Below are 25639 nucleotides of genomic sequence, written 5' to 3'. Positions count from 1 at the left end.
GAGAGATCATGAAACACCTTTTGAGTTATTCTGTATTTCAGCCCCTCGATGAGCTTTCAAAAGTAGATGTGGGCGAATTTTTGAAAAGTGTCGGGTGTGACGGATTGGAACTGTTCACCTTATATGATGATGTACCAGAGTGTTATCTCCCGTACTCAGCATCTGTCCATCTTCCGTATGCCGTTGATTGGTATAGGGGATGGACAGGTAATGTGGACAAGGAAAAGTATTCTCGGGGAGATCTGGATTATATAACTTTTGGAATAGACCGGGAAGAGATGGTATCCAACATACGTAAGATGATCGGTAAGGCCACATTGGTAGACCCAGCATACGGTATATTACATGCCGGAAGCACAGACCTTGAGCAGGTATGTCATCGTAAATACGTCGCTGATGACAGGAAGGTCCTTTATGCTTTCGCAGAGATGATGAACACCGTGGTTTCTGGATATAAGAACGGGGAACCGCCATTCAGGCTTGCTTTTGAGAATCTATGGTGGTCAGGGTTGAAATTGAGAGAACCTTGGGAATATAGGTTGATCGAGGATAAGATGGAGTTCGAGAATTGGTGTTTCTGTTTGGATACCGGACACTTGATGAACGGGCTTTCAGATGCCATAGACGAGACTTCGGCCATCGATGGAGCCATGAAGATAATAGACAGGTACCCTCAGGAGATGAGAGACCGTATAAGGGTGATGCATTTACATTACAGTGCATCTGCGGATTACAGGAATACATTCGATGAGAAGGACATTTCTATTGACGAAGGATTCGAAAAGATAATGGGAGATTCATATCAGCACGTCAGTATGATAGATCAGCATAGACCTTTCACAGACAGAAGATGTTTGGAACTTGTGAATTCAATAAATCCTGATTTTGTGACTCATGAAATGTTATCTGGTAATGGCAAAGATGTGATATCTGATTTTAAAAAGCAGCGTTCTTTGTTCTATTAAGTTTAAGAAACCTTATATAAGACTTACATATAATCGTCCTTCCAGAGGAATTTAAGATGGCGCGTTTCAAAGAGGCCGAACACAGGCTCCTTGACAAATCGGTTTGCATGAATTGCTATGCGACCAACCCTCCAAAGGCAGCTAAATGTCGTAAGTGTGGTTACAGCAATCTCAGGCCCAAGGCAAAAGAGAGCAGGAAGCAGTGAGAGCTGTTTCATTTTATTTCCGGCCGAATGGCCGTTTTTCTTTGTTAGAGCGGATGCTGTATATGTGTAATGAACAACTCTGTCAATCACCTATTTGTTTTATAGTTCGATGGTGGTTCACGTAATGGCCTGTCAGGAGGCAATCTATGAAGATATTGGTGATCGAAGATAATTTGGCAATCGGGCAGATCGTAAAAGAAATACTCAGTGATGCTAATTATGACGTCCAGATCAAAGATAATTCTGAGACCGCTGCTAGAATGGCCCTTGATCCAAGGTATGATTTTGTAATAATAGATGCTGACTTTGAAGGTAATAATGGCCTCAAGATCATCGATTCCATGTGTGACATTCAAACTGAAAAGAAGGCGAGAGTAATTATTTTAAGAAGTGCTGGAGAGAAGGTCCCTTCCGATAATAATTATGTAAAAGCAATAGTAACGAAGCCATTCCTGTCGTCTGATATTTTGGATGCGATAGAAGATATCAACAACATAGAAGAGGACAAGGCGGAGAACGTTAAACCCGACAAAAAGGAATCAAGAAAATTCAGAAGAAAGGCCGAACCAGAGTTAGGCAAGTCCCTTGAGGAAATGGGGTTGGAATTTGGAAAATCCTATGTTCTTTTTCAAGACAATACGAGAGAAGTTTACAGAGTCACTGCATCATTTGGAGCAGATGATTGTAATCTGCTTATAATAACAACTGCAAAAGAGAAAACGATGCAGGAAAGGTTCAGAGGCTCTAAGGTTGAGACAATAGGTCTGGTGATATCTTCTTTCGATGAGTTTTCCGATGTGTACCATTTGGGGACCATGCTCAATCAGATAAACGATTTCATAAGCAAGTCAAAAAAACCTGTGGTAGTTTTTGATAATTTGAATACTTTGATCTACAAAAATGGAACAAATTCCACATTTATGTTGATTCACGAGGTAATATCGGCCAGGTATGGTAAGCCTTTTTCACTGGTGATATCAGTTAATGCACGTGAATTTACCGATAATGACAAGTACATTCTGAAGAGTCATTTGGAGTACTACGCGCCTAAAGAAATCAAGCCTACAGAGGTAAAGAAATGACGAAGATCGAGAAAGTATGGGCAAGGGAAGTTTTGGATTCGAGAGGAAATCCTACAGTTGAGGCTGAGATAACCATTAAGGGTCATAGGATAAGTGCTATCGCACCCTCAGGGGCGTCAACAGGAACATGGGAGGCCCACGAACTCCGTGATGGAGGAAGCAGATACGGCGGTAAAGGCGTCATGAAAGCTGTGGGAAATGTGCGTGGTGAGATCGCTAGAACATTAGTCGGGATGGATGTAACAGATCAGAGGGCAATCGACGATGCAATGATCGATCTCGACGGTACAGACAATAAATCTCGTTTGGGTGGTAATGCCACGGTCGCTGTGTCTCTTGCCGCGGTCAGGGCAGGGGCGATGGCCGAAGGCAAACAAATATACGAGTACATTGGAAAGGATCATGTGACGCTTCCCGTTCCCATGTTCAATATAATTAACGGCGGAAAGCACGCCGGTGGAGATCTTAAGATACAGGAATGTATGATCATTCCTGCAGGTGCGCCTTCTTTTTCTGAGTGTCTCAGGATATCTTCTGAAATATACATGGAATTAAAAACCATACTCAAGAAAAAATATGGTGCGGGCGCTATAAACATAGGTGACGAAGGAGGATTCGCTCCGCCATTAAACACTGTTTCTGAAGCTCTTGAGACCATTGTCGGGGCGATCTCTGGTGCGGGATACGTTCCTGGGCAAGATGTGTTCTTGGCCATAGATGCAGCGTCTTCGGAGTTCTATAATAATGGCATTTATGATGTTGATGCAATGAAGCTCTCTGCTGGAGAACTTGCAGATCATTATAAGGACCTCACGGAGGAGTTCCCTCTGATAAGTATAGAGGACCCATTTTTCGAGGATGATTTTGAGACGACATCAGAACTTACTAAAATGATTGGTAAGAGAGTGCAGATCGTTGGAGACGATCTCTTTGTTACAAATACAAAGCGTCTTTGTAAGGGTATAGAGAACGGTGCAGCCAATGCATTGTTGCTTAAGGTCAATCAGATAGGAACGATATCCGAAGCCGGAGATGCGGCCAAGATGAGTTTTGATAACGGATACAATGTCATAGTCTCCCACCGTTCCGGTGAATCTGAGGATACTACCATTGCCGATCTCTCCGTTGGGTGGGGTTCTGGTGAGATAAAGACAGGGGCTCCCGCGCGTGGAGAAAGGACGGCTAAGTATAATCGTCTTTTAAGGATAGAGGAAGACCTCGACGCCAAGGCAGTCTTCCCTGGTACAAAAGTATTCAGGATCTGAGTTCCAAGTCTTCGGCGGAAAAAAATATCCGCCGAAGACATACAAAACCTCCTCATATCTAATATATAAGAATTATTGTCTTATTTTTTTTATTTATGTACTCTTTGTACTGTTTTAGGAACCTCTATTTTCTGTGGTAACAGAAAGCTTATATCCCTACTGTGGATTGAGAGGAAGGTCGGTTGTGGTAGGCGTCTTGATGGGAATTTACGCCATATTACGATGAATGAAGGAAGTGAAACTATCGTCAATAATGATGTCCCGTCTGGTCGTTCTTCAAAATCAAAAACATGCTGTGTTTGCACGTTGGATAGTGTTGGCGCCAGATCCTTCATGAAGATCTATTGTCCTTGCGGACGTATCGTCGGTCTCGATAAAAGCGAGATGCAACTCAAGAAAAAACTAGGTAAGGACCTTGAGTGCGTGTCTTGCAGGAACCTTAGGATATCTGCGGAGATCGATGAAATGAACAGTCATTTCGATGGGACCTCCGAGGAAAATGAAGCATGGTCTCATTTGATGCCGTGATTCTTTCAAATTCAATTTTTTTGTAACAATTAATTATTACGAATATATTTATTCGTATGTACAAAAAATCTGGTCTATACTCAATAATATGAAAAAAATGTTGCCTATAAAAGAAGAAATAATATTCATTCTTCAGTTACAGATTTTTTAACAACAGATTTTTTTGTTGTGGTTTTAGGTTTTTTAGCGTCAGAGCTTTTCTTGACCACAACAACTTTGCCGATACGTTCATTCTTGTCTGCTGTAGAGACAGTTTTTGAACGTGCACTCCTCTTTTTCGTTGTACAATCTGGATTTATACATTCTGCAATAGCTCCAAACTGTATCATCGGTGCTCCGCACGCTTCACATGTTATGTCTGTGGGAGTAATGGTGCCTCTGGGTCTCAGAGGATATGTCTGAGTACAGTTTGGCCATTCTGAACAGCCTGCAAAGCGTTTTCCTGTTTTTGAATACATTATGCGCACTGTGCCTTTTTTGCATGTAGGACACAGTCCAAGGTGATTCTTCGATGTATTGCTGCTGCATTTCGGATCTATACATTGTATGGAGGGCGGCATGCCCTTACGTACAATCTTTAGTTGTGAAAGGCCGCAAATAGGACACAATGTCTCTACCGTTTGAATCATAGCTCCTTTCGGCAGGGGATAAGCACGTGTACAGTCAGGGTATCCATCGCATCCTATGAAGTTGCCATTCTTAGATTTCTTAATGGTCATATTCTTACCGCATGATGGGCAGATACCAACAAATTGCTGACTTCTTAAGGCTGCTTTGATCTCATTTCCAATATCGTTGCTTTCAGTGGAAATCTTCACTGCGACATCGTAAAGCATGTCTTGGGATTTTTTGACAACATCCTCGAGAGTGTACTTCCCTTCACTGATCATCAGCATGTCTTCTTCGAGTCTAGCGGTCATTTCGGATTCTGTAATGCCTCCGCCATGTTTTTCAAGGGATTTGGTAAGTGCAGTACCACTCGCAGTGGGCACTAAATAATTTCCCTGAACATAATTCCTCGAGTAGAGTTTTCCGATGATATCGTGTCTTGTACTCTTGGTACCGAGTTGGAGTCTATCCATCTCTTGGATCAGCGATCCCTGATTGTATCTGTAGGGTGGTTTCGTCTCGGAGTTTTCGATGCCAATCGATCTAATGTCGATTTTGTCCCCCACATTCATTTTTGGTAAATGGTTTTCTGTGACCTTGATGTATTTTTTGTAGTATTTTTTCCATCCAGATTCCAATTGTATGTAACCTTGTGAGTTGAATTCTTCGCCATCCACATTTATTACAACATCTGTTATCTGTGCTTTTGCATTAGGTCCTACAGTGGCTAGGAATCTTCTGACGATCAGTTCGTAAAGTTTCCACTTGTCACCCTTCATTTTATCGGATGATGCTCCAGCCGTAGGATATATTGGCGGATGGTCCGTTGTTCTTCTTTTTCCTCTGGAAGGGGAGATCTTCTCTTGTTTGAGGATCTCTTCCGCGTCCGCTTTGAAATCAGACGATTCTTTTAATTTTTCGAGGACAGTCTTAAGACCTAAGCTTTTGGGATATTCTGTGTTTTCCGTACGCGGGTACGAGATATATCCGCTGGTGTAGAGGTCCTCAGCGAGTTTCATGGCCATGGTCGGCGGTATGCCTATTTTGTTGGCCTCAACCTGCATCATCGTTGTATCGAAAGGTGCTGGACGATACTCTTCTTTTTCTGTGACAGTGTATTCTGTGATGGTGCCTTTTGTGTGTTTGGTTACATTGGCAAGTATCGTGTGAGCTTCTTTCTCATTCCAAAAAGGATTCTTACTATGCTCCCCTCTGAACGCTAGCATTCCGAATTTTCCGACAATGCTCCAATACGGAACTGGTATGAAGCTTTCAATCTCTTCGTTCCTTTCGACTAGAAGTTTTAGGGTCGGGCTTTGGACCCTTCCGACGGACATGAAATTCTTACCAACTTGTCCAGCGGATAACGAGATCAATCTTGTGAGAACAGCTCCCCAAGAGAGGTCCACTATCTGTCTAGCTTCTGCGGCATCAGATAGTTTTGTGTCGGGGTCTGTCAGTTCAGAGAATGCTTTTTCAACTTCTCCTTTGGTCAATGCGCTGAATTTTGCCCTTTTAACTTTGGACATATCAGTGTCTACGGCCCTGACGGTCTCCATTCCGATAAGTTCCCCTTCTCTATCGTAGTCGGTAGCGATTATTATTTCGTCTGAGAGCTTGGTCATTTCGCCGATCTTGTTCAGGATCGACTTTACACGTACTGTTTTGACTTGGGGTGCACGTACTAAATCGACGGGGGAACTAGATCCCCAGTCGTTATATTCTTCGGGGTAATCTAATTCTATAATGTGTCCTCTAAGACTAACCACCGTGTAATCGTCGCCTTCTGCTTCGAAGGTCAGGACGGTGACACCACCACCGGATTCAGAATGTGTTTTTCCATCGGAAAGGATAGTAGAGATCCTTCTGGCTGCGTTAGCCTTTTCCGTAATGATCAGTTTTCTCATTCATCGTCCTCGACGTGCTCAACGGTTAAATAACCTTGTAAGGGACCGAAAAGGTCCCGATAAAAGGTTGAGAATCAGCCTCTGGTGCCTATGTGATGCATATGTCCAGTGGAACGTGATGCCATCGTGAGCTTACATCTCAGGACGCCCTTTATGGCAGAGATCTCATTTGTAAGTTCTTTCAGGTGCCCCAATTCTCCCTCTACAATTATGACCTCCATACATCTGTCATGGTCCAAATGGACATGTATGGACGTATTTATGTTCTGCATTTTTTCATGCTGAAGTACAGTTAGTTTCTCACCGATGCCTGTGACCTCATGATCGTAGATCATCACTATGACCCCGGACATGTACTCTTTATCGTTCTTCCACTCACTTTCGGCAAGGGAGTCACGCACAAGATCACGGATCGCTTCTGATCTGCTTACATACCCTTTTTTCGATATGAGTTTATCAAAATCCTTCAATAATTCAGGTTCCAGCGATACGCCGATACGGGTTACTCCGTCCATGTCATAGCATCAGCATTCAGATTAATGAATGTTACGAACCGTATACTAATCTATATGTCGGATAATACTGACGCTCGATATGTTATATATTGAGGTTTTGATTATCTTACATGGATATCGACAAGATCATGGTGACACTTTCGAGTGCATCCGGAATACGTAAGGTCATTGTCCCTGACAAAGATGTCGTTGAGGAGATATTCGATCGTGAGGGCTGCATCGAGGATACAACCTTTGGAATGCCGATGGATAACAGGGCACTGGCAGCCTGTAAGGAGCGGTCAATGCACATAGTTGTGTTCTGCGATTACAATTTTGAGGTTCCTACAGATCATGTGATGACAATGGAGGATGACCGCGGAAATATCGTTGGATTCGATATCCCTGCCGGAAAACAGGAAGAGTACATCGACAGGACTGATATTGTCTGGCTTTCTGATGATTTCGTACTCAGTACCAATGCAGATTCAGATATTGCCAAGGTCGTCATGCATCCTCAGAAGGTCAGATGTATCGGAGAGGGCGAAGGGGTAAGAGATCCAATAATATTCTATCCAGCCACGACGACCGATGTCTTTCTAAAGGAGAGATTCGGGGTCGATATCAATTCTGCCAATATTGCATCTGCGTTATTATCATTCAATAAACTGTGAAGATAGGGTTTTATCTTCGACGTACGTTAGGAGTGATATGGCATCCAATATCGAAGCGGTCAGTACGGCGTTGGAATCTGCTGTGAAGAGACTGACAGAGGGGAAGGATGTGGCGGTCGCATTCTCCGGTGGTCTGGATTCAGGCATAGTAGCGGCAATTACCGGAAGATATGCAAAGTCAGTAGTGCTTTACACAGTGGGATATGGGGAATCATATGATGTCCGTATGGCCAGAGAGATGTCAGAAAAACTTGGTATGGATTGGATATACATCCCCATATACGAGGACGATCTTGTAAACAGTTTGAAGGAAATGATATCCATCACAGGGACATCCAGTCCTCTGATGTTGGCCTTTGAGACCCCGCCTTTTTATGTGTGCAAGAATTGTAAAGAGGATTTGATCATCGGCGGTCAGGGCTCAGATGAGTTGTTCGCAGGTTATTCCAAATATGTTGGTCTAGGAAAGGACGAGCTAACTGATATGATGGCAGAGGACATGTCCAAACTCATAGGACCTACACTAGAACATGAGAAAAAGGTCGCAGACCATTTTGGTAAGAGGATATTGTATCCGTTCCTGGATGAAAGTGTATTGTCCGCCGTTAGAGGTCTGGGGGTCGAGGCAATAATGCCCAAGGATGCCGATTCCAGGAAGATGTTGCTGAAGGACGTGGCACTCTATCAGGGATTTCCATTCATTTCAAATAAAGGAAAAAAGGCCGCCCAATATGGTTCTGGAATGATGGATGCCGTACACAAGATCTGTAAGGAGAAAGGTGTAAGGTATTCAGAATTAGTGGAACAGATCCGTTCTGAATTGTGATCTTATCCGAGGTACTAAAATGGACGTTAAAGGGGTCTTGGAATGGCTTTATGGTCTTCAGGTACACGGTATAAAGTTGGGCCTTACGAACATCACTGAATTACTCGGGAGGCTCGGGAACCCTCAGAGAGAATTTCACAGCGTACATGTGGCCGGTACTGATGGGAAAGGCTCCACATGTGCGTGTATCGACTCCATCCTACGTGTCTCTGGATACAGGACGGGACTGTATACTTCTCCGCATCTTACAGATTTCAATGAGCGCATAAAGGTATCTGGACAAATGATAACGGACGAAGAATTATCCGATCTAGCCTCCGAGATAATGCCAATCGTTCGTGATATGGACGATCAGGGTATGAGATGTACCTTCTTCGAGGTCACCACTGCTTTGGCATTCCTGCATTTCAAAAGGAAAGGTGTTGAATACGCAGTGATCGAAGTAGGTATGGGAGGGAGGTTCGATGCTACGAATGTGATCATCCCTGATGTTTGTGTGATATGCAACATAAGTTTGGAACATACCGAATTCTTAGGAGATACGGTGGAGAAGATCGCATTCGAGAAAGCAGGGATAATCAAACCAGGCATCCCGTGTGTCACCCTTAATCCTGAACCAGCACTAGGCGTGATATCAAGGGTCGCAGATGAACGGCTGGTAGAATTGATGAAGATACGGTCGGAGGATATAATCGTGGAAGAGAACGGTCAGTATGTCCTTCGTTTCAGATATAAAGATGAGTCATACATAGTGTCCATACCAGGTAAGCATCAGGCAAGGAACGCTGCGCTGGCGATCGAGGCTGTTGCGAGGTTGAGAACATTCGACACGCACATCAAGTCTAATGTCAAAAAAGGTTTGTCAATGGTAGAGTGGCCGTGCCGTATGCAGAGATTGAAAAAATTACCAATGGTGGTCGATGTGACCCACACTCGTGCTGGTTCGGAAGATCTAGTTAGTGATATTTCGGAATTATATGGGAAGGTCCTGCTGGTATTCGGGGTACTCGGCGATAAAGACATAGAGCACATCTCTCAGAATCTTGCATGTATCGCGGACAAAGTGATAGTGACCGTCCCTGATTCTGTTCGTGCCGCGCCGATGGACCGTGTTCTACCGATAATGACGGAGTATTTTTCAAATGTTGAACATGCCGATAATGTAGGTGAGGCCATCCAAATGGCTTTGATCGAAAGGAAGGAAGAAGAGATGATCCTTGTGACAGGGTCTTTTTACATGGCGGGGGAAGCATTGACATGGTTGAGAAAGACATATGCCTCATTTTGAACATCTTATCTAAGGAATACGATCGTGGTGCTTATCCGGGAAGGTCCTCAGAGGGATTGAATCCGGAGTGGGAATGCGATCCATTCCATGTTCTTGTGGCCACAATACTTTCCCAAAGGACTCGCGACGATAACACAAGGAAGGCATCGGACAATCTGTTCAAGAGATACAACTCGATAGAAGCCATTGCTTATGCAGATCCTGATGAGATCGCCGATCTGGTCCGTCCTGCAGGATTTCCGCAACAGAAAGCGAGGGCGATAGTGGATTGCTGTAAGATCTTAAGGAAAGAATACGGGTCTGTGGTGCCTAGATCGACCGAAGAATTAACGAGTTTGCCGATGGTCGGACGGAAGACGGCAGCATGTGTGCGGTCTTATGCTATGGGCATTCCGTCAGTATGCGTCGATACGCACGTCCATAGGATATCAAATCTGATGGGATTGGTGCATACCAAGAATCCTGAGGAGACAGAATTCAAACTAATGGCCATAACGCCGGAGGACAGATGGTCAGATATAAACAGATATTTGGTAAGGCATGGGCAGATGGTATGTCTCCCCAATCACCCGCGTTGCGATAAGTGTCCTGTCAAAGAGATGTGCGATCATTATGAAGGATCCAATAGCCGTAATTGATTACGTTTTTGTACCTTTTATTTGTGAGATATCGGATTTTGCTCAGTCTCATCTTTGTATTACCTGATAAGGTTAAAACGGTTAGTGCGATACAGGTTCGTGCATGAAGTATCTGTTGTTTCAGATCTTGTCAGAGCGATATTGAAAGAACTGGAGAAATACAACGTGGTCTCGGTCCATTCTGTGACCTTTATTATTGGCAGACTTACCAATCTTGGAAAAGAGCAGATGGAATTTGCATACGAGGTCGTTACCAGAGGTACAATATTGGAAGGATCCAATCTCGTCATCGAGGATGAGGATATAGAGTTAGAATGCAAGATATGCAATTATAGAGGTCCTGCAAGGACTTTGAATTTTGGAGAGTACACCGATGAACATTTCATTCCTGTACTAGCCTGTCCAAAATGCGGCGGTTCGGTAAATATCGTCAAAGGACAGACATGTTGCGTTAAAAATATGGATATCGAAGAGGCGGAATGATGTTCAAATATAGGGATGAAGAGACAGCGAAAAAAATACTCGCATCGATCAAGGACATGGGAATGGAATGCAAGTTCATGCATGTGTGTGGAACACATCAGGATACGATAGTACGTTTCGGCCTCGAGGAGATGCTGGAGGATGTAGGGATCACTATCCAACAAGGTCCCGGATGTCCTGTGTGTGTTACGACCAGCAAAGAAATCGCGGATGCGATCACGCTTGCTCGGAGCGGGGTGACGATAACAGCATTCGGAGATATGATGCGTGTTCCGACCACGATAGGTTCTTTGTTCGATGCAAAGGCAGAAGGTGCCGATGTAAGGATCGTATATTCCATAGAGGACGCTGTTAAGATGGCCTTGGAGCAGACCAAGCCACTGGTGTTCGTTTCCGTTGGTTTTGAGACGACGGCCCCCTCAACGGCCGTTCCCCTTCAGAAGAAATTACCTGCTAATTTTAGTATCTACAGTTGCCACAGGATATGCCCTCCAGTGTTGGACACTATATTCAATATGGGGGAGACAAAGGTCAACGGCCTGATAATGCCAGGTCATGTAGCTGTGATAACAGGCTACGAATGTTTCAAACCGTTCGCGATGAAATATCATATGCCGCAGGTAGTGGCAGGATTCGAACCTTTGGATATACTGATGTCTTGTTATATGTTGACAAAACAGATCTACGAGGGACGCGTCGATGTGGAGAACGAGTATACCAGGTTGGTAAAACCCGATGGTAATCCTATTGCCAGGAGACTCATGGATGACGCGTTTGAACCTGTCGACAGGGCATGGAGAGGGTTCCCGATAATTCCCAAGAGTGCTCTTGCGATAAGGGAGAAGTATGCTGCACATGATGCCACAAAGATCCATGCGGAAATTTTGGCAGGGACCCCAGAGGTCGAGGCCGAAGCAAAAGGATGCAGATGCGGCGAGGTCCTCAGAGGCATCATAAGATCCGAAGAATGCCCCATGTTCGGAGTTGCCTGCAAGCCAATGAGTCCAAAGGGACCTTGCATGGTCTCCGATGAGGGAAGTTGTCATATAGCGTATAAATTCAGGAAGGTGTGATAGTGGTAAAGGCCGATATGAAATTGATACTTGTTATCACCAATGATTCGACAGTATTCCTTAAAGATGGTCTCGCAAATGCTTTTGAGATGTTCGGAGGGCGTGTGACCGAGGTCAAGGAATTGGTCGCGAGATTAGATACTGCTTCGAAGAATGATAAGAAGATGTGCGAGGTCTCGTACGGACTCATATCATCACACTTCGGGTTCGTTCCAGGTAATTACACGATAGCCCCTTACGAGAACACAATGTCTTGTAAGGAAGACTATGAAAGAGTTCAGACATCGAAAGATTATCTTGGTAAATTGGAATTTGTGGCCAAGCCTTTCGATAAGATCGTTGTGTGTGTTCCGAAAGATATGTTCGCAATGATGTTGGAGCATAATACCTTCGAGAAAGAAAAAGTAATAGCTGTCACAAGTCTTGATTTCAGGAATGATTGCGAAGAGAGAGGTTGGGCATTTTTGGAGCGTAAGGGCGCTCGTATAGGAAAAGAGAATTCTGAAAAGATATTCAGGATGATCGAGGAGATCTGTTGAGGATCTCTTTTTTCACAGATCTTAATTTTTTCTTTTCCTCTTCTCCCACTCTGTAAGAATCGCAGATCTTCTGTACAGACCTATTCATGATATCTGGATCGAATTTTCCAGATATGATGTATGGTTCCGTCTTTTCTGGGTATTTGATGTAGCAGTTCGATATGCACCATGCTGCACCCATACGATAGTAATAACCAGGATGATATTTTATACTCATTAATTCAAGGATCTCATCTATGTGTTGATCATCCATGAAATTCGCCATTATCATCACTGTTGCGAATCTCATTCTGAATTCTTCATCAGAATCTAGTTGTTCATTGCAATAATTCCAGATTATGGATTTTTCTTGTTTATTCAATTTCCATTTTCCGCAAAATATATCACAAACGCACCAATTATCTATCGTAGGTACAAATTTTTTGATATAGAACATGCGTTTTTCGATGTCGGTCTTTGCGTTCGCGATCACAAGTCCGTGAAGCATGATCTCTTCGAAGCATTTACTTTCTGATTCAAGGAAACATTCCCAGTCATCTTTTAAGATCTCTTTTGTGATCTCTCTTAGCTGTGGCACCCTGACCCCATATGAGTTTTTGATCCCGGGCACGAGCTTAGTGTTGAATTCTTTGTATTTCGGATCAGCCCTTTTTTGTATCTCGGCTTGAACATCGATCATATATTAGACTCCAGATTCAAAAGTCTCTTTTTCAATATTGAACCGCCGACATACCCCATACCCACCCCGCTGGAGCTTATGACACGATGGCAAGGTATGATGATAGGCATAGGATTGGCGTTGCAAGCGGTACCTACGGCCCTATATGAGTTCTTATTTCCTATTGAGATAGCGACCTCGGAGTATGTTCTTGTCTCACTGTAGGGTATCTTCAATAATTCTACCCATACTTTTTTCTGAAATTCCGTGCCGTCATACGTGATAGGGAGTTCAAAATATTTTCTTTTTCCAGAAAAATATTCTTCTATTTGTCCTGCTGCCTCGTCCAGTATATCGGATACTCTATCAGCCATAGTAGGGAGATTGCAGTTTGGAAGATAGAGTCCATTGATGTTTCCTTCCCCGTCGTCGGAGATGCTAATCATCCCGATCACGGTCATGTAAGTATGGATACCGCAGACCATGATTGGTGGAAAGGAGACTGCGATACTTATTTTCTGCTGTTGCGGATTCAATAATGTATTATAAATGACAACGTCATTCGATAGCCGGGCCGAATATGATAAGACACTGTGTCAATTGTGGGGCAGATATTGACGATTCTGAAAAGTTTTGTGCAATTTGTGGTGCAAAACAGGACAATGTTCCTCAGGAGGCCACATCAACAGATAGGTCTACTCAGCCATCAAATAAATCCCATAATAGGATTGTAATCTTTGTAATATTTGTAGTGGCCATAATAATTGTCGCTTTTGCTATAGTTGCATTTATTGACAAAGATGATGAAGAAAGTGGCAATTATGTGCCAAGTTATGATGCAGGAACCGTTTTTTCATACATTATGACCGGAGAAGATACATACGGTAATCAGATAACCGGAACATATTCCGAGACGATATCGTCTACAACTGCTCATTCCATGACAGTGATATGTACATGTGTGTTTTATGATGAGTACAGTAGCCAAAGTAGTACCGATGTTGTTGTTATCAATGATGATTATGACAGTGGAGATTATACGCTAACGGGAACTGCATCAATAGCTAACGACATATATGGAACAGTGGACGTGTACATCTTTTACCAAATAGAAGATGATTATGACATTTACATCTATCAGGGTGTCAATGATGGCCTCACATATAGGGTGATATACGAATATTCAGATCTTAATCTTCAGTTAGACCTTTCTTATTATGATTTGGTACCTTACGAAGGATGATGTCTAGATACATGTTAGCAAATGATTTTAAGAAAAGATCGATAACCTACAAGATATGATCATCTGTGCAAGTAGAAGGACCGATGTTCCGGCTTTTCATGCGGAATGGATGATGAACAGACTTCGCGCGGGATATGTCCTAGTACGCAATCCAGTCGCTAACAATGTTGTATACAAGTTAGACCTAACTCGTAAGAACATAGATTGCATAGTTTTTATAAGCAAAGATCCAAGGCCGATAATACCTTATTTGAAAGAGATAGGTTCAATGGGCTATATGTATACCTTTCAGATAACTATGACACCATATGGTAGAGAGTTAGAGCCAGGTGTTCCATTCAAGGCCGATATTGCCGATGCTTTCAAAAAGATCTCGGATAAGATAGGCAGGGATCGTATGGTTTGGAGGTACGATCCAGTGATATTCAATGATCGGATGGGTCTCGAATATCATAGGAAAAAATTTGAACTTCTTTGTAAGGAATTGGAAGGGTACACAAACAGGTGTACTTTCAGTTTTTTGGATATGTATGGTAAATTTGGAAGATTTACCGATTCCGGTATTTTAAGAGGCGTTACCAATGATGAGAAGGATGCCATGGCTCAGATGATGTCCTCAATGGCTTCAAAATGCGGAATGACACTCAGCTATTGTTGTGCTGACCGCGATCTTAGAAGGTTTGGTATCGAGCCGAGAGGATGCATAGACAGAGAGACAATGCGTGCATTGAACATTCCATTTGAAGATATGTCCATGCCCCTTAGGGCAGGCTGCAGATGTGTCAAGAATGTCGACATAGGTGCATATAACACATGTTCTCACAATTGCGTCTATTGCTACGCCAATAGCAGCAATCCGGAAGTAAGGATTGAAAGGATTTATGACCCCCAGAGTGAGATGCTCTGGGGATCTGTTGATAAGGACGATAAGATCGTCGAGCTGTCAACGAGGAATGTATCAAAGATCGACGACTTCTGAGCCTTCTTGTTTTAGTTCACGTCTCATCCTCTTTCTGGAGAAAAGTACAGAATCCATGAATATGACCCAGCATATCTCGACCACTATCGATACTGTGATCGCCACCATCGCATAGCCGATCATAGGGCCCGATAATACGGAGACACAAAGTGCAATAGCGATACCTTTGTTCTTGTATGAGGTCATTAAGATATCTGTGACCCTTTGATTCCAATGTAGACCGTTCTTCTTTTCAACATATTCCACAGCATTACCAAGAACGAAGGTTCTGCATATCGCGATAATTGCGAATATTATGAAAATAGATATACCCAGTCCTTTGAAATTTGTAGAACTTACGGATAACCATACAAGGAAACCTATGATACAATTCAAGGTTATGGCCATAACATCTTTGGGTATCTGAACCTTGGTAAGCAGTCTTGAAAGTACAAGCGGTACGCCTATTATCTCGATAACGGTCAGGATGACATTCTCCATGTTTACGTATTCGCCTATGAGGAGATAGATCACAAGAGGTATCCAGACAAGTGCTGTAATGTAAACGTATATGGTGGACCTGCACGCATGCTCCATATCTCCGCGGAGTATGAATGAAAGTGGTGCTACAGAAGCAGCAAAAGGGGTTGCAGCGATAAAGACCCAGCCTACAGCATAATTTGAATATTGCCCGTTTTTAAGTAACATATATCCGACAATTGGAATCGCTGAGGCAACCAGCAATCCAAGAAACAGTGCCCTTATTATGGCCTTATCAGGTTTTAGGTTCTGTGTCGGGATCCTGGAAAGGGATACCGTCATCATTATTGCCAATAACAAGATGGTTATGTTGCTCCTCATTGTCGAATTCAGAACATCTGCTGGGAACCATCCAGCAAAATTGGTTATAAGTGAAATGATGAGGGCCAAGCTCATCATGAAAGCACTGCTGCAAAGTAGTGTCTTTATCTTCATGGTGCGGTAATATCCGAATCGATAGTTAAACGATTGGTATATTATAAGAATACCTTAGACTTTAAGGAAGCATGGAAGACATCAAGCCTGTGAGGGCAGGATGGTACAATGCATTCAGGCCATGGACGCTTCACGGGGCAGTAATACCCATACTCATTGGAGGGGCAGTAGCTTGGAAGGACGGTTCGTTCTGCTGGTGGATATTCGTTCTCATACTGGTAGGGGGTTGTCTTTTGCAATCTGCAGCGAACCTGTTGAACACATATGGGGATTATGTGAAAGGCACGGATACTGAAGAGAATCATACCAGGTCCCCAGAACTTGTTTCAGGGATCATGAGACCGAAGCAGATATTACTCATGGGGCTCGTCTGTTTGGGTATCACTGCTTTACTGGGTCTTGTGTTCATATGGTATGCGGGCTGGCAGATCCTATTGATTGGGATCCTCGGTATCGGGGGGGCCGCTCTATATACGATAGGTGTTTCGTATAAATATCATTCAATGGGGCTTTTTGGTGTTTTCATACTCATGGGTCTGTTAATGCCAGTGGGTACGTATCTGGTACTTACAGGTGGATACTCATGGGAAGTTATTATAATGTCATTACCGAACGCCTTCATGATAACCGCGGTTCTAAGTGGTAATGAGACCAGAGATTACTATGAGGATAAGAAGTCCAAAGTGGGAACATTATCTGGACGTTTATCTTATCAAAACAGTATGCGTCTGTACATTTTTTTAAACATGATATCTTTCCCGATACTTGCGTTGATAATTCTAACAGGGGTTGTTCCTTGGGGATGTGCTTTGGCATTCATAACCCTATATGATCTCTATTTGCTTTTCTTAAATAGTAAAAAGGCCCCTCAGAATGAAAAAAATAGCAGGCTTCTTGTGCCGATGTCATTCAAATTGAATTGGCATTTTGGATTATTATTGGTCATAGGATATTTATTAGAATATATTGCAATCACGGGGACGATCTGATGAACGAAGAAGTAAAGTCAAATGGAACGCAATTCGAGGGGAAGGAGGAGTACGTAAAAGATGTATTCACGGAGATCGCGGACTACTATGACGAAATGAATGACATCATGACCATGGGAATGGTCACTGGATGGCATAAGTTCATGTTAAAAAAGGTCGAGCCATTAGAAGGTAAGAGATGCGTCGACATCGGTACTGGAACCGGCGAGATCGCGTTCATGGTCGCTGAGAGAACCGGTGCTGAAGGCAATGTGATCGGAGTAGATATCACGCCGAGGATGCTGGAGCTGGCAGAGATCAAAATGAAGGATAAGAGCCTTCCCAAGCAGGTCGTTTTTGAAGTTGGCGATGCATTGGATCTCAAATATGACGATAATTCTTTTGATATTGTCACATCAGGATATATGTTAAGGAATGTCTGCGATGTCCAAAAGGCAATCGATGAGATGTATAGGGTGCTTGCTCCAGGCGGAAAAGTCATTGTTGCCGATCTGGCAAAACCCGATAATAGGGTCATACGTTATTTTTATGAGTTTTATATCAAACACAGGGTCACTAGAATTGCTCGCAGATATGATAGGGGAAAGAGCATTGACGGAAAGCAACCTGCCTATGATTGGTTAACTTCTTCAGTCGAAGGATTTCCTCATGGAAATGTCATGGTAGAGAAATTCAAAAAGGCAGGATTTAAAAATGCTAGATATTATAGTAAGAATTTCAGCGCCGTGAATATTTACTATGGAGAGAAATAATTTTAATATTTACCGCCGCATTTCTGCGGCGGTTTTTAAGTTCAAGGTTTAATGTTCTTGCTGTTATAGAATGCGAATATCGCCTTGTACAGCATTAGCACGTCCGCTTTGGATGTTATTTCCATCGGTGCATGCATGGATAGTACGGGGACGCCCATGTCCACCGTGTCCAGATTATGCATGGAGATCTCTGAGGCGATTGTGCCTCCTCCTCCGACATCGGTCTTTCCAAGCTCTCCTACTTGCCAGGGGATATTGGATTCATCGAGTATCTTCTTAAGGAAACCCATTGTTTCTGCGGAAGCATCATTTGTTGAATGTTTCCCTCCGCTTCCAGTGTATTTGGACACGACAGGTCCACGATTCAGGAATGAACAATTATTCATCTCAAATACTTCCGGCCACGCGGGGTCTACGGCGGCATTGACATCACATGATAGGCACATGGACCTTTTCAATACATGACGGACCTGCATACCATATGCAGATACGAAGTCCTCAATGAAATCTCTGAACATGAATGACCTCATTCCTGTTACACCGTCGGATCCCGTCTCTTCTTTGTCAATGAATACAGTCACCGTTGTGAACTCAGGTTTTTTAGTATCGAGTTCAGCCATGAGTTCTGCGTATGCGCACACGCTGTCATCCTGTCCATATCCCCCCACCATCGATCTGTCGAGTCCGATGTCGCAAGGTTTGAATGCGGGAACGGCACAAAGTTCTGCGGAAAGGAAATCCCTTTCTACAATACCGTATTTCTCCGAAAGGATGTTCATTATGTTCAATTTTACTTTTGATGATACTTTTTCATCGTTATATGGCCAACATCCAATGAGTATGTTCAGCTGTTCCGCATCAATGATTTTTGTCGCTGGTTTCAGCATTTGGTCTCTAGCCAAGTGAGGCAATAGGTCCGTAATGCACAGTATAGGGTCATTTTCATCTTCACCTATGGTGACCTTTACGGTCTTACCGTTGTTGAGTGTTACAACACCATGTAAGGAAAGAGGTATGGCGGTCCATTGGTATTTTTTGATCCCACCATAGTAATGTGTTTTGAAGTACGCCATGCTGCTTTCTTCATAGAGTGGATTAGGTTTGAAGTCAAGTCTAGGACTGTCAATATGGGCTACACCTATTCTTAGACCGTCAGATACTGGTTTTTTACCTACTGTGACCATTATCAGATTCTTTCCACGGTTATTGACGTAGAATTTGTCTCCAGTTGCATATTTTTTACCTAGTTCATATTCCTTGTACCCTTTTTTCTTAAGAATAGGTAATGTGTAATCTACAACTTCGCGCTCGGTCTTATTGTTCAGGAATTCTTTGTATCCTTCGCAGAATTTTTGGGCCTCTGCCAAAAGTGAATTATCTATCTCGCCGAGGGTCTTCGGTTTGACCAACAATTTCTCTTCAAGCTCCTGGCCCGGGCTTTTTTCATCATCCATGAGCCATAATCTTGTATATGGTACTTGATAGTTTTCTATCTAAACTCAATTTTGTCTTCCAAAGTTCATGATATTTATATTAATCGTCCAGTCATTTAGTGTACAAAATAGCCAGCATCAAATGAACAATAAATGGTACACCTAGTTGGATGTTTTTTTTACAATATTGAATTTGTTCCAAAACAATATATTTATATATTAGTTTCAGAGAGAATTGCTTTCCAAGTCATTTTTCGTATATCAGTATTTAATAATTTCTATAAACAATAAGTTACCTTTTTATATCTGATAACACCTTTTTATTTACAGCGGTCGGACTAGAGTATAGCTCCGTCCGGCTAAGAGGGAGAGAAAATGGCATACGAGAACGAAAAAAAAGCATTGCACGACGCAATGGTAGCATACAAGGTACCTGGAATTCAGGCAGCCGTTGATGCAGCAAGGAAGTCTGGAATGGCTCCCAATGACATCATCGATGCACTTGGAAATGGAATGACGGATGTTGGTGTCCTCTTCGAAAGAGGAAAACTATTCCTTCCACACGTTTTGAGTGCGGCTGCCGGTATGAAGAGCGCTATGGAGGTCCTCGAACCCGATATGCGTGCATCCGGAGTAGCCGTTAAGGCAAAGTCGTCCGTGGTCATGGGAACAGTCGAAGGAGACGTCCATGATATCGGAAAATCAATTTGTTCTACAATGCTCCAGTGTGCCGGTTTTGATGTTCACGACCTCGGACGTGATGTTCCAAAGAATCAATTCGTCGATGAAGTAAAAGGTGGATGCACATTCTGCGGAATGTCTGCACTAATGACGACCACGATGACTGTACAAAAGGACATCATCGAGATGCTGAAGGCAGAGGGTATCCGTGACAAAGTTACGGTCATGGTCGGAGGAGCACCTGTCACACAGGCGTATGCCGATAAGATCGGAGCAGACGTCTACGGAGAGACAGCATCAGAAACGACCAGAAAAGTCAAAGCATTATAATCGGGGCGATCTAATGATAGAGTACTACACAAGAAGGGGTGACGGTAAGAGAGTCACCATGAACAAACAAGAGATCATGGCCGATCTTCAGGAAGGAATGGCCGATGCATGCGATATGGGAACCATCCCCGCACTCGATGCAAATGAGCTTGAGAAGCTTTTTGAGATAATCACTGACAAGAACAGGGTCGTAGGAGTCGAACCTGGGAAAGAGGTCGTTCTTACCTATGATATCGGACAGTTAGATTTCACAGGTGATAATGGAAACAGCGGAAACGGTGTTGACATGGGAAGACTGGAGGCAGCACTTCTCCATGAGAGGGCATTAGGAGCCGATACATTCGAGCTCGCGCACGCCGATTACAGCATCAAGCCAGTCAAGCCAGTCATCTCCAACGAGATGCATGCTATGGAAGAGATCCAGAATGAGATCATCGCACCTTACTTCTACGGTGCAATGCCAAACATGGGTCTTTACTTTGCTCCTGATGGACCGTATGGAAATCCCGCCGACCTGATGAGGGAGTACAAAATAGAGGAATCCATGGCAGCATCCGAGGCAGCCGCAGAGCACCTTGCAAGAGATATCGAGTTCGTAGGAACAAGGATCATGGCAGCAGGTGCTGATGGTTTCGACTTTGATACAACAGCATCTGCGGGTGACGCAGACTGTGTTGGTACATTGAACGGAGTGAAGGCCTTGAGGAAGGCCTGTCCTAACGCGTATATCAACGTTGGAATGGCGGGAGAATCCGTCATGGGAATTCACGGAATGATTGAATTCGAAGGGGATATCGTTGCAGGATTGTATCCTCACCAGCAGTGTAAGATGGCACAGAAGGCAGGAGCCAACGTTTTCGGAGCTGTCGTCAACACAAACACGAGCAGGAGTCTTGCATGGAACCTGGCTCGTTCAGTAACATTCACTAAGGAATGTGTAAAACAGTCACACATACCCGTTCACGCTAACATGGGAATGGGAGTCGGAGGAATTCCGATGTGCGAGACAGCACCTATTGACGCAGTCACAAGGTGTAACAAAGCAATGGTAGAGATTGCTCACGTCGACGGAATATAGGTCGGGGTGGGAGACACCGCCGGTATGGCAGTCCCCCACTTTATGGCATCCGGAATGGGTGGAATAAGAACAGCTGGTGACTTGGTCGCCAGGATGGAGTATTCCAAGAACATGAAGGTCGACAAGGCGAAAGAGTACGTTGCAAAGAAGCTCAGTCTTTCAGCGATGGATATCGCTGATGAATACATCATGAGAGAGCTCAGAGAAGAGCTCAAGATCGGTGTGGTCACAGGATTGCCTGGGGCACCAAGAGGAATCGCAGCCAAGATGAATATCGAGAAACTTCTCGATATAAAGATCAACAGCTGTGATAAGTTCAGAGGCATGCTGAAGAACTGAGGGAAGAGAAAAAGTAAAAAGGAGGAAGAAAAATGAAACAAATACAGTATCCTGGAAAAAACATGATGCAGGGACTAAAACTTGAGTTGTTCTCGGAAGAGGGAATTGAGGCAATCGACCGTGCAACAAGGGATGTTCTCGGCACATACGGTGTCCAGGTTTCCGACGAAGAGGGACTTAAACTCTTCAAAGAAGCCGGTTGCGATGTAGATTTCAAAACGAGGATGGTTAAGATCCCCGATTTCCTGATCAACAAAGCACTCGCATCTGCACCAAAAACGTTCTATCTTTACGGAAGGGACGAAGATCATACCATCGAGCAGGCATGGAAGGGCCGTGTGCACTACACCTGTTTCGGAACAGGTATCCAGGTATGTAACTACCTTGGAAATGGCAAATACGAGACCCGTGACTCTACGAGCACGGACCTCGCACAGGTCGCAAAGCTTTGTGACTGGGCAGACGGAATCAGCTACTTCTCTCTCCCTGTCTCCGCAAGGGACTGGGCAGGAAAAGGAGCAGAGGATGTCCACGAGATGTACATCTCACTCGCAAACACAGTCAAGCACTTCCATCACATCGACCCCGTCGCTGCACATGTGAAGTACTACTGGGAGATGTTGAAGGCCTACTACGGTGGAGACGAACACCTTGCACGCACAAGACCAATAATGTCCATGCTTGTCTGTCCTACCTCACCTTTGGAACTTAGCCACAATGCAGCTCAGGTGATCATACAGGGAGCAAGGTACGGAATTCCAGTCAATGTCCTTTCAATGGCCATGGCCGGCGGATCATCTTCTGTTTTCCTTGCAGGAACACTTGTCACACACAACGCTGAAGTTCTTGCTGGTATCGTACTTGCACAGATCGCAAAGCCCGGAGCATCCGTATGGTACGGATCTTCAACAACGACATTCGACCTTAAGAGAGGAACAGCACCCGTTGGATCACCCGAATTGGGTGTAATCAGCGCGGCTGTTGCGAAACTCGGACAGTACTACGGACTGCCCGTTTACGTTGCCGGTATGTAGACTGACGCCAAGGTTCCTGACTCCCAAGCCGCACACGAGAAGACAATAACATCTCTTCTCCCCGCAATGGCTGGAGCCAACACGATCTACGGATCTGGAATGCTTGAGCTTGGTGTAACGTTCTCGCTTGAACAACTGGTAATAGACAATGACATAATAGCTATGGAGAGGAAAGCAATGGAGGGTGTCCTCGTTACAGATGAGACACTCGCTGTTCCCGCCATAAAGGAGATCGGAGTTGGAAACGACTTCATTGGACATATCTCCACAATGAACAACATTGAGCTCGCATCCGATCCCCTCCTATTCGACAGATATATGATCGGAGATTGGAAAGCCGCAGGCTCCAAGGCCGCTGTTGATGTTGCACATGACATCGTGGTCGATGTAATGAAACACCACAAGGTGGAACCAATACCCGCAGACAAGGCAAAGGCAATGGAAGCTGTCGTCAAGAAAGCTGACACTGCATTCCTTGCTAGCCAGTAAACATGAACCATGGAGGAATAAGAATGTCAAAAGAAGCAATAATCAAGGAAGCAAAACACGCTGTCATGACCTACAACAATAAAGAGGCGGTCGAGGTAGCGAAGAGGGCCATTGCGGGCGATGTCGACATAGTCGAGGTCATCCAGGATGGATTTACAAAAGGAATGACCGAGGTTGGAGTCCTGTTCGAAGCAAAGAAACTCTACTTGCCTCACGTCATGGCAGCAGCCGCAGCGATGAACGCTGCGATGGACATCCTCTCGCCTGAACTCGAGAAGAGGGGAAAAACAGTCAAATCGGAACTCGGAACTGTCGTCATATGTTCTATCGAGGGAGATATCCACTCCATCGGAAAGGACATTGTCGCCATTATGCTGAAAGTATCCGGATTCGATGTTCAGAACATCGGAAGGGACATCCCCCTCGACCAGATCGTAGAGGCCTGCAAGAAGTACCAGCCAGTCGCTGTTGGTACATCTGCACTCATGACCTCCACAATGGTCGGTCAGAAGACACTCGAGGAGAAACTCAAGAAGGCCGGTATTAGGAACAAGTTGCTCACAAATGTCGGAGGAGCACCTGTTACTCAGCACTGGGCAGACGAGATCGGTGCAGATCTCTACACTGAGAATGCATCCGATGCTACAGCCAAATTCACGGCTGCCTTCGAGAAAAAATAAACATGTTAATCGAAGGTGCCTCCGGGCACCTTCATCAAATTTTTTTATTGTTTGGAGGAAAAACAATGGATGTTGAGGAAATAAAAAGAAATAACACGAAACAGCGTGTCAAGTTAGGATATATCATGGCACTGCTCTGTGCTGTGTTCTGGGGAGCCTGGTACATACCTGGTAACCTATCCTTCAGCCTGACTCCGTTCACTACACTTCTGACGCAATTAGAAACAATGTACGACCCCAATGTTGCAGGACTCCTTTTGTGTGTCTTGATCACTGGTATCAATGCTTTGTTTGTTGTTCTTGCGCTGTTGTTCTGGTGTGCAGGGCTCGGTAAATTTAAGGAAATGAAGAGATCGATCGTTGAGCTTAGATGTTGTACAAAGTATTACTTCCTGGGAGCCATTTTTGGTGGACCTATGGCAATTATGGGAAGTTATATCGCTTCATATTTCATTGGAGCAGGATTTTCTGCAGTTGCAGCACTTTGTTATCCAGTCATCGGAGTTACACTCTCGGTCATATGGTTGAAGCAGAAGATCTCGAAGCGTGCGTTGTCAGGACTGTTCGTGATCCTTATCGGTGGTATTGTCGTTTACTCTACCAGTTTGATAAGCGATCTTCAGTCCGGTAATGCAAATGCACTCGGTTATATCGGTGGATTGATGGCCATCTTAGGTTGGGGAATTGAGGGAGCAGTTGCTGCCAAGGGACTCGACGTATCTGAGCCAGATGTTGCACTTACGCTGAGATTCGTTATGGAATGTATCATCTGGTGGGTAATTGCGATTCCAATATTGCTCATTGCAGGTGTACCGATACTGGATGGATTTGCAGGAATATTCGAGCCTACAACTTTCCTGGTATTGTTGATGATGGGAATCACTTTTGGTTTCTGTTATGTCACATGGTACAAGGCGTTCCCATTGATAGGGGTCGGAAGAGGACAGGCAGTGGGATCGCTATATGGTCTAATGGCCGTCATATTCATATTCATATTCTGTGGAACGTTTGAATGGGTGTATATAGTAGGTGCCATAATTTGTATCGCTGGTACATTCATGCTGTTCACTGAAAAGACAGATGAAATGCATTCTCTAAGGGGGACTGAATGATGAAGGATCTCATGAAAGGACGTCCTTTGAAGTTCCGTCTACTCGAGGTTCTCGCAGACGGTTCTACAATGTGGAACTACGATATAGTAAAGCAGATGATGGATGAGTACGGTATGACCTCAAATTTTCAGAGAGATAATGTAAATTTCGATCTGATTGAATTGCAGGCTTCCGGTTTCATCGAGGCTGTCGAATCTGAAGTTGATGAAAGTGGTAAATTAAGGCAGGGTGCCTTGTTGAACAAATACAAGATCACTTCACTCGGAAAGGGACAGTACGATGAACTTTGTGCAAAAGTGAAGGGGGCATAA

The 25639-nt window shown here is 44.0% G+C and carries 30 protein-coding genes; 24 read left to right on the top strand and 6 right to left on the bottom strand.

The genetic code is table 11. The features are described from left to right. Positions 1–5: 5 nt before the first annotated feature. The 5 genes from KRP56_05795 (at position 6) to KRP56_05775 (ending at position 4046) form a co-directional block, all read left to right on the top strand. A complete protein-coding gene (locus tag KRP56_05795; GenBank protein UAL08479.1) occupies positions 6–965 on the top strand; it encodes a sugar phosphate isomerase/epimerase in 960 nt (319 codons plus the stop codon). Between the two features lie 56 nt (positions 966–1021). After that, positions 1022–1171 carry a 50S ribosomal protein L40e gene (locus KRP56_05790; protein ID UAL07344.1) on the top strand — a complete coding sequence of 50 codons (150 nt, stop codon included), beginning with the start codon at positions 1022–1024 and terminating at the stop codon, positions 1169–1171. Positions 1172–1317: 146 nt separating this feature from the next. Continuing rightward, positions 1318–2253: a response regulator gene (locus tag KRP56_05785; protein UAL07343.1), complete on the top strand. Its 936-nt coding sequence runs from the start codon at positions 1318–1320 to the stop codon at positions 2251–2253. Next, positions 2250–3518: a phosphopyruvate hydratase gene (gene eno / locus KRP56_05780; protein ID UAL07342.1), complete on the top strand. Its 1269-nt coding sequence runs from the start codon at positions 2250–2252 to the stop codon at positions 3516–3518. The genes KRP56_05785 and eno overlap by 4 nt, the downstream gene beginning before the upstream one ends. A 222-nt stretch (positions 3519–3740) precedes the next feature. Beyond that, positions 3741–4046, top strand: a complete 306-nt coding sequence (locus KRP56_05775) for a hypothetical protein (protein ID UAL07341.1) — start codon at positions 3741–3743, stop codon at positions 4044–4046. A gap of 125 nt (positions 4047–4171) precedes the next feature. On the opposite strand, the gene KRP56_05770 is transcribed toward KRP56_05775, so the two are convergent. Both KRP56_05770 and nikR read right to left on the bottom strand, forming a co-directional pair. Beyond that, complete coding sequence (locus KRP56_05770) at positions 4172–6562, bottom strand: DNA topoisomerase I (GenBank protein UAL07340.1); 2391 nt, start codon at positions 6560–6562, stop codon at positions 4172–4174. Between the two features lie 74 nt (positions 6563–6636). Continuing rightward, positions 6637–7077 (bottom strand): nickel-responsive transcriptional regulator NikR, encoded by a 441-nt coding sequence (gene nikR / locus KRP56_05765; GenBank protein ID UAL07339.1) that lies wholly within the window; start codon positions 7075–7077, stop codon positions 6637–6639. Between the two features lie 110 nt (positions 7078–7187). On the opposite strand from nikR, the gene KRP56_05760 reads away from it, so the two are divergent. The 7 genes from KRP56_05760 to KRP56_05730 all read left to right on the top strand — a co-directional run bounded on the left by KRP56_05760 (position 7188) and on the right by KRP56_05730 (position 12577). Further along, positions 7188–7730 (top strand): hypothetical protein, encoded by a 543-nt coding sequence (locus KRP56_05760; protein ID UAL07338.1) that lies wholly within the window; start codon positions 7188–7190, stop codon positions 7728–7730. 37 nt (positions 7731–7767) lie between these two features. Further along, entirely contained in the window at positions 7768–8556 is a 789-nt protein-coding gene (locus KRP56_05755; GenBank protein ID UAL07337.1) for an asparagine synthase, read from the top strand. A 19-nt stretch (positions 8557–8575) separates the two neighbouring features. After that, positions 8576–9844, top strand: a complete 1269-nt coding sequence (locus KRP56_05750; protein UAL07336.1) for a bifunctional folylpolyglutamate synthase/dihydrofolate synthase — start codon at positions 8576–8578, stop codon at positions 9842–9844. Next, entirely contained in the window at positions 9814–10482 is a 669-nt protein-coding gene (locus KRP56_05745) for an endonuclease III (protein UAL07335.1), read from the top strand. The genes KRP56_05750 and KRP56_05745 overlap by 31 nt, the downstream gene beginning before the upstream one ends. A gap of 99 nt (positions 10483–10581) precedes the next feature. Beyond that, the gene (locus KRP56_05740) at positions 10582–10965 is read left to right on the top strand and encodes a hydrogenase/urease maturation nickel metallochaperone HypA (GenBank protein UAL07334.1); all 384 of its coding nucleotides are present in this window, start codon (positions 10582–10584) and stop codon (positions 10963–10965) included. Continuing rightward, complete coding sequence (hypD, locus tag KRP56_05735) at positions 10965–12038, top strand: hydrogenase formation protein HypD (GenBank protein UAL08478.1); 1074 nt, start codon at positions 10965–10967, stop codon at positions 12036–12038. The genes KRP56_05740 and hypD overlap by 1 nt, the downstream gene beginning before the upstream one ends. 17 nt (positions 12039–12055) lie before the next feature. Next, positions 12056–12577 (top strand): hypothetical protein, encoded by a 522-nt coding sequence (locus KRP56_05730; protein UAL08477.1) that lies wholly within the window; start codon positions 12056–12058, stop codon positions 12575–12577. On the opposite strand, the gene KRP56_05725 is transcribed toward KRP56_05730, so the two are convergent. Further along, positions 12552–13256, bottom strand: a complete 705-nt coding sequence (locus KRP56_05725) for a DNA alkylation repair protein (GenBank protein UAL07333.1) — start codon at positions 13254–13256, stop codon at positions 12552–12554. The two genes, KRP56_05730 and KRP56_05725, sit on opposite strands and share 26 nt — an antisense overlap. Beyond that, entirely contained in the window at positions 13253–13720 is a 468-nt protein-coding gene (locus KRP56_05720; protein ID UAL07332.1) for a methylated-DNA--[protein]-cysteine S-methyltransferase, read from the bottom strand. Before KRP56_05720 ends, KRP56_05725 begins: the two co-directional genes overlap by 4 nt. 95 nt (positions 13721–13815) lie before the next feature. Between KRP56_05720 and KRP56_05715 the strand changes: the two genes are divergently transcribed. Together KRP56_05715 and KRP56_05710 are read left to right on the top strand one after the other, a co-directional pair. Next, positions 13816–14478 (top strand): zinc ribbon domain-containing protein, encoded by a 663-nt coding sequence (locus KRP56_05715; GenBank protein UAL07331.1) that lies wholly within the window; start codon positions 13816–13818, stop codon positions 14476–14478. Between the two features lie 55 nt (positions 14479–14533). After that, positions 14534–15457, top strand: a complete 924-nt coding sequence (locus KRP56_05710; protein ID UAL07330.1) for a DUF1848 domain-containing protein — start codon at positions 14534–14536, stop codon at positions 15455–15457. Here the strand turns inward: KRP56_05710 and KRP56_05705 are convergent. Further along, on the bottom strand, positions 15437–16411 hold the full coding sequence (locus KRP56_05705) for a Na+-dependent transporter (protein UAL07329.1): 975 nt from the start codon (positions 16409–16411) through the stop codon (positions 15437–15439). The genes KRP56_05710 and KRP56_05705 overlap by 21 nt on opposite strands. A gap of 71 nt (positions 16412–16482) precedes the next feature. Here KRP56_05705 and menA point away from each other — a divergent pair, with 71 nt between their 5' ends. After that, positions 16483–17400 carry a 1,4-dihydroxy-2-naphthoate octaprenyltransferase gene (gene menA / locus KRP56_05700; GenBank protein UAL07328.1) on the top strand — a complete coding sequence of 306 codons (918 nt, stop codon included), beginning with the start codon at positions 16483–16485 and terminating at the stop codon, positions 17398–17400. Beyond that, complete coding sequence (locus KRP56_05695; protein UAL08476.1) at positions 17397–18152, top strand: ubiquinone/menaquinone biosynthesis methyltransferase; 756 nt, start codon at positions 17397–17399, stop codon at positions 18150–18152. The genes menA and KRP56_05695 overlap by 4 nt, the downstream gene beginning before the upstream one ends. A 41-nt stretch (positions 18153–18193) precedes the next feature. On the opposite strand, the gene KRP56_05690 is transcribed toward KRP56_05695, so the two are convergent. After that, positions 18194–19606 carry an aminopeptidase gene (locus tag KRP56_05690; GenBank protein ID UAL07327.1) on the bottom strand — a complete coding sequence of 471 codons (1413 nt, stop codon included), beginning with the start codon at positions 19604–19606 and terminating at the stop codon, positions 18194–18196. 354 nt (positions 19607–19960) lie between these two features. Here KRP56_05690 and KRP56_05685 point away from each other — a divergent pair, with 354 nt between their 5' ends. The 8 genes from KRP56_05685 to KRP56_05650 all read left to right on the top strand — a co-directional run bounded on the left by KRP56_05685 (position 19961) and on the right by KRP56_05650 (position 25639). Continuing rightward, entirely contained in the window at positions 19961–20596 is a 636-nt protein-coding gene (locus KRP56_05685; protein UAL07326.1) for a B12-binding domain-containing protein, read from the top strand. 13 nt (positions 20597–20609) lie between these two features. After that, positions 20610–21674, top strand: coding sequence for a [dimethylamine--corrinoid protein] Co-methyltransferase (mtbB, locus tag KRP56_05680; GenBank protein UAL07325.1), 1065 nt, complete (start codon positions 20610–20612; stop codon positions 21672–21674). A gap of 24 nt (positions 21675–21698) precedes the next feature. Then, positions 21699–22013 carry a hypothetical protein gene (locus tag KRP56_05675; GenBank protein UAL07324.1) on the top strand — a complete coding sequence of 105 codons (315 nt, stop codon included), beginning with the start codon at positions 21699–21701 and terminating at the stop codon, positions 22011–22013. 32 nt (positions 22014–22045) lie between these two features. Then, complete coding sequence (locus KRP56_05670; protein UAL07323.1) at positions 22046–23047, top strand: trimethylamine methyltransferase family protein; 1002 nt, start codon at positions 22046–22048, stop codon at positions 23045–23047. A gap of 45 nt (positions 23048–23092) precedes the next feature. Then, a complete protein-coding gene (locus KRP56_05665; protein UAL08475.1) occupies positions 23093–23536 on the top strand; it encodes a trimethylamine methyltransferase family protein in 444 nt (147 codons plus the stop codon). A gap of 23 nt (positions 23537–23559) precedes the next feature. Continuing rightward, on the top strand, positions 23560–24216 hold the full coding sequence (locus KRP56_05660; protein UAL07322.1) for a methyltransferase cognate corrinoid protein: 657 nt from the start codon (positions 23560–23562) through the stop codon (positions 24214–24216). Between the two features lie 65 nt (positions 24217–24281). Continuing rightward, on the top strand, positions 24282–25328 hold the full coding sequence (locus KRP56_05655) for a DMT family transporter (GenBank protein ID UAL07321.1): 1047 nt from the start codon (positions 24282–24284) through the stop codon (positions 25326–25328). Beyond that, positions 25325–25639 carry a hypothetical protein gene (locus tag KRP56_05650; protein UAL07320.1) on the top strand — a complete coding sequence of 105 codons (315 nt, stop codon included), beginning with the start codon at positions 25325–25327 and terminating at the stop codon, positions 25637–25639. Before KRP56_05655 ends, KRP56_05650 begins: the two co-directional genes overlap by 4 nt.

Origin of the sequence: Candidatus Methanogranum gryphiswaldense (genome assembly GCA_019262145.1) — an archaeon.
GTDB lineage: Archaea > Thermoplasmatota > Thermoplasmata > Methanomassiliicoccales > Methanomethylophilaceae > Methanogranum > Methanogranum gryphiswaldense.
Note: the sequence above shows the minus strand (reverse complement) of the source record. Positions and strands in the feature narration are given on the sequence as shown.

Bases quoted from the DNA above. Each gene is read 5' to 3' on its own strand.
- KRP56_05650 (UAL07320.1), top strand. From the start codon at position 25,325: ATGATGAAGGATCTCATGAAAGGACGTCCTTTGAAGTTCCGTCTACTC.
- KRP56_05655 (UAL07321.1), top strand. From the start codon at position 24,282: ATGGATGTTGAGGAAATAAAAAGAAATAACACGAAACAGCGTGTCAAG.
- KRP56_05750 (UAL07336.1), top strand. From the start codon at position 8,576: ATGGACGTTAAAGGGGTCTTGGAATGGCTTTATGGTCTTCAGGTACAC.
- KRP56_05710 (UAL07330.1), top strand. From the start codon at position 14,534: ATGATCATCTGTGCAAGTAGAAGGACCGATGTTCCGGCTTTTCATGCG.
- mtbB (UAL07325.1), top strand. From the start codon at position 20,610: ATGATAGAGTACTACACAAGAAGGGGTGACGGTAAGAGAGTCACCATG.
- KRP56_05790 (UAL07344.1), top strand. From the start codon at position 1,022: ATGGCGCGTTTCAAAGAGGCCGAACACAGGCTCCTTGACAAATCGGTT.
- KRP56_05715 (UAL07331.1), top strand. From the start codon at position 13,816: ATGATAAGACACTGTGTCAATTGTGGGGCAGATATTGACGATTCTGAA.
- nikR (UAL07339.1), bottom strand. From the start codon at position 7,077: ATGGACGGAGTAACCCGTATCGGCGTATCGCTGGAACCTGAATTATTG.
- KRP56_05690 (UAL07327.1), bottom strand. From the start codon at position 19,606: ATGGATGATGAAAAAAGCCCGGGCCAGGAGCTTGAAGAGAAATTGTTG.
- KRP56_05745 (UAL07335.1), top strand. From the start codon at position 9,814: ATGGTTGAGAAAGACATATGCCTCATTTTGAACATCTTATCTAAGGAA.
- KRP56_05770 (UAL07340.1), bottom strand. From the start codon at position 6,562: ATGAGAAAACTGATCATTACGGAAAAGGCTAACGCAGCCAGAAGGATC.
- menA (UAL07328.1), top strand. From the start codon at position 16,483: ATGGAAGACATCAAGCCTGTGAGGGCAGGATGGTACAATGCATTCAGG.
- KRP56_05775 (UAL07341.1), top strand. From the start codon at position 3,741: ATGAATGAAGGAAGTGAAACTATCGTCAATAATGATGTCCCGTCTGGT.
- KRP56_05760 (UAL07338.1), top strand. From the start codon at position 7,188: ATGGATATCGACAAGATCATGGTGACACTTTCGAGTGCATCCGGAATA.
- KRP56_05675 (UAL07324.1), top strand. From the start codon at position 21,699: ATGGCAGTCCCCCACTTTATGGCATCCGGAATGGGTGGAATAAGAACA.
- hypD (UAL08478.1), top strand. From the start codon at position 10,965: ATGTTCAAATATAGGGATGAAGAGACAGCGAAAAAAATACTCGCATCG.
- KRP56_05660 (UAL07322.1), top strand. From the start codon at position 23,560: ATGTCAAAAGAAGCAATAATCAAGGAAGCAAAACACGCTGTCATGACC.
- KRP56_05755 (UAL07337.1), top strand. From the start codon at position 7,768: ATGGCATCCAATATCGAAGCGGTCAGTACGGCGTTGGAATCTGCTGTG.
- KRP56_05685 (UAL07326.1), top strand. From the start codon at position 19,961: ATGGCATACGAGAACGAAAAAAAAGCATTGCACGACGCAATGGTAGCA.
- KRP56_05785 (UAL07343.1), top strand. From the start codon at position 1,318: ATGAAGATATTGGTGATCGAAGATAATTTGGCAATCGGGCAGATCGTA.
- eno (UAL07342.1), top strand. From the start codon at position 2,250: ATGACGAAGATCGAGAAAGTATGGGCAAGGGAAGTTTTGGATTCGAGA.
- KRP56_05670 (UAL07323.1), top strand. From the start codon at position 22,046: ATGAAACAAATACAGTATCCTGGAAAAAACATGATGCAGGGACTAAAA.
- KRP56_05730 (UAL08477.1), top strand. From the start codon at position 12,056: ATGAAATTGATACTTGTTATCACCAATGATTCGACAGTATTCCTTAAA.
- KRP56_05725 (UAL07333.1), bottom strand. From the start codon at position 13,256: ATGATCGATGTTCAAGCCGAGATACAAAAAAGGGCTGATCCGAAATAC.
- KRP56_05705 (UAL07329.1), bottom strand. From the start codon at position 16,411: ATGAAGATAAAGACACTACTTTGCAGCAGTGCTTTCATGATGAGCTTG.
- KRP56_05720 (UAL07332.1), bottom strand. From the start codon at position 13,720: ATGGTCTGCGGTATCCATACTTACATGACCGTGATCGGGATGATTAGC.